This is a genomic window from Gilvirhabdus luticola, from assembly GCF_040117515.1.
Taxonomy (GTDB): Bacteria; Bacteroidota; Bacteroidia; order Flavobacteriales; family Flavobacteriaceae; genus Gilvirhabdus; species Gilvirhabdus luticola.
Genome location: NZ_JBEEEN010000009.1, coordinates 26,579 through 37,672 on the forward strand (window position 1 = coordinate 26,579; position 11,094 = coordinate 37,672).

At 32.6% G+C, this 11,094-nt stretch carries 9 protein-coding genes; 8 read left to right on the forward strand and 1 reads right to left on the reverse strand.

Translation table 11 applies throughout. The features are described 5' to 3' along the window. The first annotated feature begins 47 nt into the window (after positions 1–47). The 8 genes from AAFP94_RS13375 to AAFP94_RS13410 all read left to right on the forward strand — a co-directional run bounded on the left by AAFP94_RS13375 (position 48) and on the right by AAFP94_RS13410 (position 9,900). Positions 48–1,358 (forward strand): TolC family protein, encoded by a 1,311-nt coding sequence (locus tag AAFP94_RS13375; RefSeq protein WP_316663338.1) that lies wholly within the window; start codon positions 48–50, stop codon positions 1,356–1,358. 7 nt (positions 1,359–1,365) lie between these two features. Then, the gene (locus AAFP94_RS13380) at positions 1,366–2,442 is read left to right on the forward strand and encodes an efflux RND transporter periplasmic adaptor subunit (RefSeq protein WP_316663337.1); all 1,077 of its coding nucleotides are present in this window, start codon (positions 1,366–1,368) and stop codon (positions 2,440–2,442) included. A 16-nt stretch (positions 2,443–2,458) separates the two neighbouring features. Next, positions 2,459–5,653, forward strand: coding sequence for an efflux RND transporter permease subunit (locus tag AAFP94_RS13385; protein ID WP_316663336.1), 3,195 nt, complete (start codon positions 2,459–2,461; stop codon positions 5,651–5,653). After that, positions 5,653–5,958, forward strand: a complete 306-nt coding sequence (locus AAFP94_RS13390; RefSeq protein ID WP_316663335.1) for a hypothetical protein — start codon at positions 5,653–5,655, stop codon at positions 5,956–5,958. The genes AAFP94_RS13385 and AAFP94_RS13390 overlap by 1 nt, the downstream gene beginning before the upstream one ends. Before the next feature lie 11 nt (positions 5,959–5,969). Then, positions 5,970–6,155 carry a YgaP family membrane protein gene (locus AAFP94_RS13395; protein ID WP_316663333.1) on the forward strand — a complete coding sequence of 62 codons (186 nt, stop codon included), beginning with the start codon at positions 5,970–5,972 and terminating at the stop codon, positions 6,153–6,155. 72 nt (positions 6,156–6,227) lie between these two features. Continuing rightward, a complete protein-coding gene (locus tag AAFP94_RS13400; protein WP_316663330.1) occupies positions 6,228–6,566 on the forward strand; it encodes a DUF4870 domain-containing protein in 339 nt (112 codons plus the stop codon). 291 nt (positions 6,567–6,857) lie between these two features. After that, on the forward strand, positions 6,858–8,300 hold the full coding sequence (locus AAFP94_RS13405; protein ID WP_316663328.1) for a sulfatase family protein: 1,443 nt from the start codon (positions 6,858–6,860) through the stop codon (positions 8,298–8,300). Positions 8,301–8,322: 22 nt separating this feature from the next. Further along, complete coding sequence (locus tag AAFP94_RS13410; RefSeq protein WP_316663327.1) at positions 8,323–9,900, forward strand: sulfatase family protein; 1,578 nt, start codon at positions 8,323–8,325, stop codon at positions 9,898–9,900. A 13-nt stretch (positions 9,901–9,913) separates the two neighbouring features. On the opposite strand, the gene dnaN is transcribed toward AAFP94_RS13410, so the two are convergent. Continuing rightward, positions 9,914–11,032 carry a DNA polymerase III subunit beta gene (gene dnaN, locus AAFP94_RS13415; RefSeq protein WP_316663325.1) on the reverse strand — a complete coding sequence of 373 codons (1,119 nt, stop codon included), beginning with the start codon at positions 11,030–11,032 and terminating at the stop codon, positions 9,914–9,916. Positions 11,033–11,094: the final 62 nt, after the last annotated feature.

The following is an 11,094-nucleotide window of genomic DNA, read 5'->3' on the forward strand; positions in this document are numbered from 1 at the left end:
TTCACTTTTTGGTTTGAAATTACTTTTGCACTATCAAATCAGAAAGAATGAATAGAATTCACATTATAATTTTTACCTTGATTGGTTTTATTATAACTTCAAATGCACAGGAGGTTGTTCCGATTTCAAAGTCCTTGGTTTTAGAGAAATTAATTGAAGGCAATCAAAACATTAAAATTTCCGAAGAAGACTTTAAACAGGCAAGGGCAGACTATAGGCAAACCAATGCCATTTTTTTACCAAATATTACGGCATCACATACAGGAATTTCAACCACAAACCCCTTGATGGCTTTTGGATCAAAATTAAATCAAGAAATTTTAACGGCAAGCGATTTTAATCCAGCCCTTTTAAATGATCCTGATCAAATCCAAAATTTTGCTACAAAATTCGAAATTCAACAACCGTTAATCAATATGGATGGTCTTTATCAGCGTAAAGCTGCCAAAGCTAAAATGGATGCTACATATTTGCAGACCGAACGTAATACGGATTTTTTAATCCTTGAAATTGACAAAGCTTATATGAAACTACAATTAGCGTATAAGAATCTAGAGGTTTTAGAAAAAGCCTTAGAAGCAGCCAATGCCAATAAAAAATTAGCAGAGAATAGTTACAAACAAGGTTTTTTACAACGATCTGATGTATTATCTGTTGAAGTTAGAACAACAGAGGTACAAAATCAGATGCAAATAGCTAAAAGCAATCTTGAAAATGCATCCAATTATCTTTCATTTTTAATGAATGATCAACAAGATGTAATTTACAAACCATCTGATAGTTTGGTTGTTGACGGCTATAGCATTAAAGCCAATATAGTTTTATCTGAAAGTCGTTCAGATATCAAGGCAATGCAACTTGCTACAGAAGCTTATACAGCCAATAATAAAGCAGATAAAATGGCATTCTTACCTCGTTTGAATGCTTTTGGTAGCTATGAGCTTTATGATGATCAAATTTTTCAAGGAGCTGCCAGTGGATACCTGTTTGGAGCACAATTGAGTTGGGATATCTTTCAAGGGTCAAAACGTTTTGGAAAGGCTCAAAAAAGCCAAGCAGAATTAGACAAAGCCAAACTTCAATATGAGCAATATCTTTCTCAAAGTAAATTAGAATTGAATAAAACAAAGCGAATGTTAATCGATTCAAAAAACAGATTGAAGTTAACAGAATTAGCTGTAGAACAATCAAAGGAATCTTTGAGAATAAGAACAAATAGATTTAAAGAAGGTCTTGAAAAAACATCAGATTTATTACTATCTGAAACACAGTATGCCCAAAAGCAATTAGAATACTATCAAACGATATTTGAGTACAACTACACACTGGCATATCTTAACTTTTTAACTAAAGAATAATTAGAACATGAAGAATTATACCTATTTATTAATTGCAGTATTGATATCAACTTTAATGTTAAGTTGTGGTAAGAATGACCAAAAAGAAATTGAACAAGAAATAGCCATACCGGTAAAAGTTAACGAAGTGGGAACAAATGAAAATGATACTTTTTTATCTATAAGCGGGAAAATACAAGCAGAAAATAGTGCAGACTTAAGTACTCGTACTATGGGTTTTGTTAATAGTGTCCCAGTCAATGTAGGGGATAAAGTAAGTAAAGGTCAGTTATTGATATCAATAAACAATACCGATTTACAAGCCAAAAAAGCTCAAGTTGATGCCGGTATCGCAGAGGCCCAGGTTGCTTATAATAACGCAGAAAAAGATTATAACCGATTCAAGAATTTATTTTCAGAGAATAGTGCTTCTCAAAAGGAATTAGATGACATGACTGCAAGATTTGAAATGGCTAAAGCACGTTTAGAATCTGCGAAACAAATGAAAAATGAAGTTAATGCACAGTTTGCATATACTAATATTATTGCACCTTTTAATGGCATGATAACTAATAAAATGGTAGAAAAGGGAGATATGGCTAATCCAGGACAATCGTTAATTTCTATTGAATCTCCGGGTAATTTTGAAGTTGTTGGCAGTGTTCCAGAGTTAGAGATATCACAAATTAAAAAAGGTACCAAAGTAAAAGTTATAGTAAAATCCATTAATAAAACAATTACAGGTCAGATTTCAGAGGTTAGTGCTTCAGCAAAAAATACCGGTGGACAATATTTTGTTAAAGTCTCATTAGACAAAACTGAAGTGAACATTCTATCGGGAATGTTTGCAACCATTCTATTTCCAGTGGAAAAAGCCGGAAATATAAGTGTTGTTTTAGTTCCGTCAAAGGCACTAATTACGAATGGTCAATTGACAGGAATTTATACTGTTAGTCAAAGTAATACAGCCATTTTGAGGTGGTTGAGGTTAGGTAGAACATATGGAGATCAAGTAGAAGTGTTATCTGGTTTGTCAGTTGGAGAAACATATATAGTTTCTGCTAAAAGCAAATTGTATAATGGTGCAAAAATTAAGATACAATAATCATAAAACTTAAAAAATGAAAGAAGGATTAGCAGGAAAAATTGCCAAGATCTTTATAGATTCAAAGCTTACAATTCTTCTAATGATCGTGTTTATGGTTATTGGAGTTTACAGTTCTTTCTTAATACCTCGTGAAGAAGAACCACAAATAGATGTACCAATGGCTGATATTTTTGTTGGCTATCCAGGTGCTAGTCCAACAGAAGTAGAGTCTCGAGTTGTTAAACCTCTTGAAAAATTGATTTCCAATGTCAAGGGTGTAGAGTATGTTTATTCGACTTCTATGAATGAGCAGGCTATGGTCATTGTTCAATTTTATGTTGGAGAAGATATTGAACGCTCGTTTGTTAAGCTTTATAATGAAATTAACAAGCACATGGACCAAATGCCTGAAGGCGTTACCTTCCCATTAATAAAAACACGAGCTATTGATGACGTGCCCATGCTAGGACTCACTTTGTGGAGCGAAAACTATGATGATTACCAATTAAGACAAATAGCTCAAGAGCTTACAGATGAAATAGAAAAGGTAAATGATGTAGCTATAACTCAAAAAATTGGCGGTAGAAATCGTCAATTAAGAGTCGTTTTGGATAAAGATAAATTGGCATCATCTGAATTGGATTTTTTATCTGTTTCACAAATGATCAAAGCCAATAATTCACAATTGAATTCTGGCAGTTTTAGTAATAATGATACAGAGTTTCTAGTGCATACAGGAAAGTTTTTAGAAACCGTTGTGGATGTTGAAAATATAATCGTTGGTTCACAGCAAAATCAACCTATTTACTTAAGACAAGTTGCCAATATTATTGATGGTCCAGAAATTCCTGTCAATTATGTGAGTTTAGGTTTTGGTCAAGCTAGTGTAAATGCTAAAAACTATAAATCTGAATATCCAGCGGTAACAATATCGGTTGCTAAACGCAAAGGGGCAGACGCTATGAAAATAGCTGATGTTATTTTAGAAAAAGTCGAACATTTAAGAACAAATTTAATTCCTGATGATGTACATGTAGAGGTTACAAGAAATTATGGTGAAACCGCTTCACATAAAGTTTCAGAGTTATTGTTACACCTTATTGGTTCTATTATTGCAGTAACATTTGTAGTTATGTTAGCCATGGGTTGGCGTGGTGGATTGGTGGTATTCTTATCTGTACCAATAACCTTTGCACTAACTCTTTTAAGTTATTACATTTTAGATTATACCTTAAACAGAATCACATTATTTGCTTTGGTTTTTGTTACAGGTATTGTTGTTGATGACTCCATCATTATTGCAGAAAACATGCACAGACATTTCAAGATGAAGAGATTGCCTTTTAAACAAGCTGCTTTGTATGCCATAAACGAAGTTGGTAATCCAACCATTCTAGCAACATTTACAGTAATAGCTTCTGTATTGCCAATGGCTTTTGTATCAGGATTGATGGGCCCATATATGGCACCAATGCCTATAGGCGCTTCAATTGCAATGATTTTGTCATTGTTTGTTGCATTAACCATTACACCTTATTTGGGATACATTTTCTTACGTGAAAAAGGGAAGAAGAATGTTGAAAGCAAAGTTGAAAAACCTATGCATGAAACTTTCATCTTTAAAGTTTACAATAAGTTTGAGAAACCTTTAATTGAAAGTAGAACAAAACGTTGGGTTTTTTTAGGGCTAACATTCATTTTACTAATGGGCTCTATAGCCATGTTTTTTACAAAATCCGTGGCAGTAAAGATGTTACCTTTTGATAATAAGAACGAATTTCAGGTAGTTATAGATATGCCAGAAGGCACTACATTAGAACGTACAGCTGTAGTAGCCAAAGAAATATCACAATATTTATCAACAAGGCCAGAAGTTGTAAGCTACCAAAGTTATGTTGGTACTTCAGCACCTATCACCTTTAATGGTTTGGTAAGGCATTATGATTTAAGAGGTGGAAGTAATATGGCAGATATTCAAGTGAATCTTATTGATAAAAAACTGCGCAATGACCAAAGCCATGATGTAGCTAGATTGTTACGACCTGAAATAAGAAATATTGCTAAAAAGTTTAACGCTAATGTAAAAGTTGTAGAGGTACCACCTGGACCACCAGTATTATCTACAATTGTTGCTGAAGTTTATGGTCCAGACTATCACAAACAGATAGAAGTTGCAAATAGCATTAAAGAGATATTATTTAAAACAGATGATGTTGTTGATATAGATTGGATGGTTGAAGCTGATCAAAAAGAATATCAATTTGAAATTGATAGAGAAAAAGCTATGCTTTATGGTGTAACACCTCAACAAATCACTCATACAATGAACATGGCTTTATCAAATCGAGCTATAACCAATTTGTATGATGAGAAAGCGACACATCAAGTTGGAGTAGTGCTAGCCCTTGACGAAAAGGAAAAATCAAATATTAACGATATTTCCCAATTAAAAATTAAATCACAACAAGGATTCATGATGCCCGTTGCTGATTTGGTAAACATTGAAGAAGTTTTTAGTGACAAAAGTATTTATCGCAAAAATCAAAAACGAGTAGTATATGTCATGGCGGATATGGCAGGAGAATTAGAAAGCCCTGTGTACGCCATTTTAGGAATGGAAGAAAAATTAAAAAATATTGATTTGCCAAAAGGTTATTCAATTAACGAAATGTATTTAGGTCAACCTGAATTTGAAAATGATTACACTGTAAAGTGGGATGGTGAATGGCAAATTACACTTGAAGTTTTTAGGGATTTAGGAATTGCATTTATTGGTGCAATTATCATGATTTATATATTGATTGTTGGCTGGTTTCAAAACTTTAAAGCACCTGTAGTTATGATGGTGGCAATTCCGTTATCGTTAATCGGAATTGTGTTAGGGCATTGGCTTATGGGTGCTTTTTTTACAGCAACATCTTTTATTGGAATGATTGCCTTGGCTGGTATTATGGTTAGAAATTCAGTTTTGTTAATTGATTTTATTAATCTTCGTTTGAATGAAGGAATTCCATTAAAGCAGGCAGTAATTGAAGCAGGAGCTGTACGAACCACTCCAATTTTATTAACTGCCGGAACTGTTGTCATTGGTGCTTTTGTTATTCTATTTGATCCAATATTTCAAGGTTTGGCCATTTCATTAATGGGAGGTACCATCGTATCTACATTCTTAACCTTGTTGGTTGTACCACTTGTATATTATATGATTGAACGTAAAAATTATAAATGATGAAATTAATTATTGTAACTGTTGTTGAAGAGTTCCATAAAGAAATTCAACATTTGTTTAAAAAAGCTAAAATAGAAAGTTATAGTAGTTCTGACATTGATGGATATAAAAACAATGCAGCTTTACTAATGTCGTCTAATTGGTTTGCATCCGAAAAAGGAGGTAATGAATCGGTGATGTTTTTTTCTTTTACTGACGAAGAGCATATCGAGTCCTTGTTTGATTTGATAAAGGAATTTAATTCAAATTTAGAAACCAACAATCCTGTAAAAGCGATTGTTGTTCCCATAGAAAAATATATTTAAAATAAATTAGTATGAAAAATAGAGTTGTAAGAGGTATCGCAGGAACATTTATTCTTGTTAGTTTGTTGTTAGCAATTTATGTAAATCAAAATTGGTTGTGGTTCACAGCTTTTGTCGGGGCAAATTTATTACAGTCATCGCTTACTAAATGGTGTTTAATGGACACTATTCTTGAAAGGTTAGGGGTAAAGGGTTAAATTTCTTTTTGAAGTGTAACATTTTTTTGCTTTGTACGTCAAATAAGTATCAATCAAAAAAATACATTAACCATGAAAGTTAACAGGCAACTTATAGTATTAACGCATTTAAGTCAATTAATAACGCTAGTTATTGGCTTTGGGAGTTTGTTATTACCATTATTTTTATGGCTTACCAAAAAGGATGAAGTATATGAAATGAATGAGCATGGTAAGAGAATTATCAACTTTCAATTAAGCCTTTTAATTTACATGCTGATATGCATTCCTTTGATTTTGCTTTTAGGATTAGGAATTTTAGGCTTAATTATTTTAGGTATAATATCTTTTGTTTTTCCAATAATAAATGCCATTAGAGCAAGTAATGGTGAAATTCCACAATACCCTTTATCTCTTAATTTTATTAGTTAGTTAGTAATGAGATAATCAAAAGCGCTCACCATTAGTGAGCGCTTTCTTTTTTTTAACTGCAATCTATATAAGTTTATCATAAACAGAACCAATGATGACATTAATCATTATGCATTAGTCTTAATTAGACTGTTATCGGTCGAAATAATTTAAATATCTGACTATTTTTAAGTTATTTAATTCCTGATTAATTTTATAGCTCCTTTATTTAAAATAAAAATTAGAATTTTGAAACCTAATTTTAGGAGCCTTTAATTTTTATAAAGTTTAAGTTATCCAAAAGATTGTCACATGAAAAAACCAGTATTATTAGTTTTCATTATAATCAGTTTCATTCTTTATAATTGCCAATATAATTCAAAAAAAAATAAGGAAGATATTGACAATACGCAACCTAATGTTATCATTATTTTTACTGATGATCAGGGTTATCAAGATATTGGGTGCTATGGTTCACCAAACATTGAAACGCCTAATTTAGATAATATGGCAAAAGAAGGTATAAAGCTCACCAACTTTTATGTTGCTCAAGCTGTTTGTTCTGCTTCAAGGGCAGGACTTCTTACAGGATGTTACCCTAATAGGTTAGGGATTGATGGTGCGTTTGGTCCAAATAGTAAGAAAGGTCTGAATTTAAACGAAGTTACAATAGCAGAACTTCTTAAAGAAAAAGGATATAAAACCGCTCATTATGGTAAATGGCATTTAGGAGACAATCCTAAATTCATGCCTAGAAAGCAAGGGTTTGATGATTATTTTGGCATTTTGTATTCTGGAGATATGTGGCCATATCATCCTCAACAAGGAACCATTTTTAATTTTGGTCCATTGCCTCTATATGAAAACGAAACCATAATTGATACGCTTCAGGAGCAATCCATGTTAACTACCCAAATAACCGAAAAAAGCGTAGACTTTATTAAGAAAAATAAAGACAATCCGTTTTTTCTTTACGTAGCTCATCCACAACCTCATGTGCCACTTTTCGTTTCTGATAAATTCAAAGGGAAATCTGAAAGAGGACTATATGGTGATGTGATTATGGAAATTGATTGGTCAGTAGGACAAATTTTGGAAACGCTTAAATCACTAAATATTGATGATAACACACTTGTTATTTTCTCTTCAGACAACGGTCCATGGTTATCTTATGGAGATCATTCGGGCTCTGCACTGCCTTTAAGAGAAGGTAAAGGAACAACTCTAGAAGGAGGACAAAGGGTTCCTTGTATTATAAGGTTTCCTAATCAAATAAAAGGAGAAAGAGTTATCGATGAACCTATGATGACTATTGATGTTTTACCAACAATTGCTCAAATCACTAATGCTGAATTACCTAAACATAAAATTGATGGAAAGAGTGTTTGGGATATTTGGACTGGTAATTCAAACGAAAATCCACAAGAGGCTTACTTTTTTTATTATAGAGTTAATGAACTTCATAGTGTACGATATAAAAATTGGAAAATGTATTTTCCTCACAAATACAGAACTTTAAACGGTAGGGCAGGCGGAACAAATGGTATTCCAGTAGATTATGAATATAATGTGATGAATTCCATTGAGTTATACAATCTGGATACAGATATTAGTGAAATAAACAATGTTGCAGAAGATTACCCAGAAGTAATAAAAGAAATTGAGCTTTTGGCGGATGCGATGAGAAATGAACTAGGAGATAAATTGTACAATATAGAAGGAAAGGAGAACAGAAAAGTAGGACGTGTTGACTAATTAATTTTTAAAATTTTAACTCATGCATATTAAACTTTATTCTACTTATTTATTTTTTGGACTATTGTTGTTTTTATTTTCCTGTAATGACAAAACAAATGAACAATCTAAAAATGTTCAACCCAATATTTTATTTATTTTATCTGATGACCATACTTCTCAAGCTTGGGGCGTTTATGGAGGCCAATTACGGGATTATGTAAAAAACGAAAATATTAAACGCTTGGCAGCAGAAGGGGCATTATTAAATAATGTTTTTTGCACCAACTCTATTTGTACGCCTAGTAGAGCCAGTATTTTAACAGGACAATACAGCCACGTAAATCAAGTTTTTACACTTAATGAACCTCTACCACAAGGTTATCCAAATATAGCAAAGTCTTTGAAAGATGCCGGATACCACACAGCACTTATAGGTAAGTGGCATTTGGTAAAAAAACCTGAAGGATTTGATTATTTTAATGTATTGCCTGGGCAAGGAAGATACTGGGATCCATTATTAAAATCAAACAACAACTGGAAAGATGGTTATGACACATCTCAAGCACTTGAATACAAAGGATTTTCAACAGATGTTATCACAGATCTAACAATTCAGCATTTAAAAGAAAGAGATTCTACAAAACCTTTTCTAATGTTTTGCAACTTTAAAGCAACGCATGAACCTTTCGATTATCCAGAACGCTACAAATCTCTTTATGAAGGCATAGAGATTCCTGAACCAGAAACCTTGTTTGATTTTAGTCCTGAAACTACAGGTAGAACATTCATAGGTCAAAAACTTGAAGTTTTAGCAAATCGTTGGGTACAGGCTACAAAAGATCCAGAAAATTGGTGGACTACATATCCTGGCTTACCGTTTTCAATAGACGGATTAAATAGTATTCAAGCCAGAAAAAAAATCTATCAAAAACTTGTAAAGGATTTTATGAGATCTGGAGCGGCAATTGATGATAATATTGGGAAACTTTTGGATTTTTTAGAAGAAGAAGGTATTGCTAACAATACCATTGTAATTTATACGGCAGATCAAGGATATTTTTTGGGTGAACATGGTTTTTTTGACAAACGACTTATTTATGAAGAATCTTTGAGAATGCCATTTGTGATTCGTTACCCAAAAGAAATTAAAGGAGGCAAAGAAATTGATGATATTATTCTGAATATAGATTTTGCAGCTTTGTTAGCAGATTATGCAGGTATTGAAAAACCAGAGTTTGTACAAGGAGAGAGCTTCAGAGATAATTTAATAGAAAATAATTCTCCGAATTGGAGGTCTCAAATGTATTATAGATATTGGCTTCATAGCCCAGAACGTCCTTCACATTTCGGCTTAAGAAATAAGAGATATAAACTTATATTTTTTTATGGACAGGATCTTGGTAAAAAAGGAACCTCAAAAGTGACAACAACACCTAATTGGGAGTTTTACGATTTACAAAATGATCCTCATGAATTATACAACGCTATTCATGACAAAAAATATGCTGATATCATTGAGGAGATGAAAACCGAAATTATTAATGAGCGCATTAAATACCATGATTTGGATGATAATTCCGAAATCATGAAAGGCATTTTATCTCAACATCTTAATTAATGCAATTAAAACTTTAATTATTAAGCATCACAGGCATCACCAGCATTGTAATTTGCTCGCCTTCGTCGAGACCATCTACTGGAGTTAAAAGTCCAGCTCTATTAGGTAAGCTCATTTCCAGTTGAACCTCATCAGAATTTAAGTTATTGATCATTTCGGTTAAAAAACGAGAATTAAATCCTATTTGCATATCGTCACCTTGATAATCACAAGTAAGACGCTCTTCAGCTTTGTTACTATAGTCAATATCTTCAGCAGAAATATTCAACTCGGCCCCAGCAACCTTCAAGCGAATTTGATGTGTGGTCTTATTTGAAAAGATGCTTACACGACGCACAGAATTTAGAAACTGTGTTCGGTCTATAACCAATTTATTTGGATTTTCTTTAGGTATTACAGCTTCGTAATTTGGATATTTACCATCTATTAATCGACAAACCAATTCTGTATTATCAAAAGAGAATTTTGCATTGGAATCATTATATTCAATAGTCACATTTTCTTCGCTACCTAGTAAAATTCCCTTTAAAAGATTCAAAGGTTTTTTTGGCATAATAAATTCTGCTTCTTGATTTGCACTTACATCATCTCGTCTATATTTTACCAATTTGTGTGCGTCTGTTGAGACAAAAGTCAAGCCGTTTTTAGAAAACTGAAAGAATACACCACTCATTACAGGCCTTAAATCGTCATTGCCAGCTGCAAAAATAGTTTTGCTAATTGCCGTTGCCAAAACATCTCCTGTTAATGTAGTTGAGCTTGGATCTTCAAGTGCCACTGCTTTAGGAAACTCTGAACCATTTGCATAGGCCAATGCGTATTTTCCGTGATTAGAACTAATTTCTACTGTATTATTCTCTTCAACGATAAAAGTTAAAGGTTGTTCCGGAAATGTTTTTAAAGTGTCTAACAATAATCGCGCAGGTAATGCTACGCTTCCACTATTATCACTTTCTACTTTTAATGTTGCTGATATAGTAGTTTCTAAATCACTTGCAGAAACTGTTAATGCAGTATTGTTTAATTCAAATAAAAAATTATCTAAAATAGGTAAGGTATTAGAGTTGTTTATGACACCTCCTAAAACTTGTAATTGTTTGAGTAAATATGTACTTGATACTATAAATTTCATAGGTCTCTTGAAGAGTTTATATTCTAAATTAATTAATTATACAAATATATCTTATAGTGCTT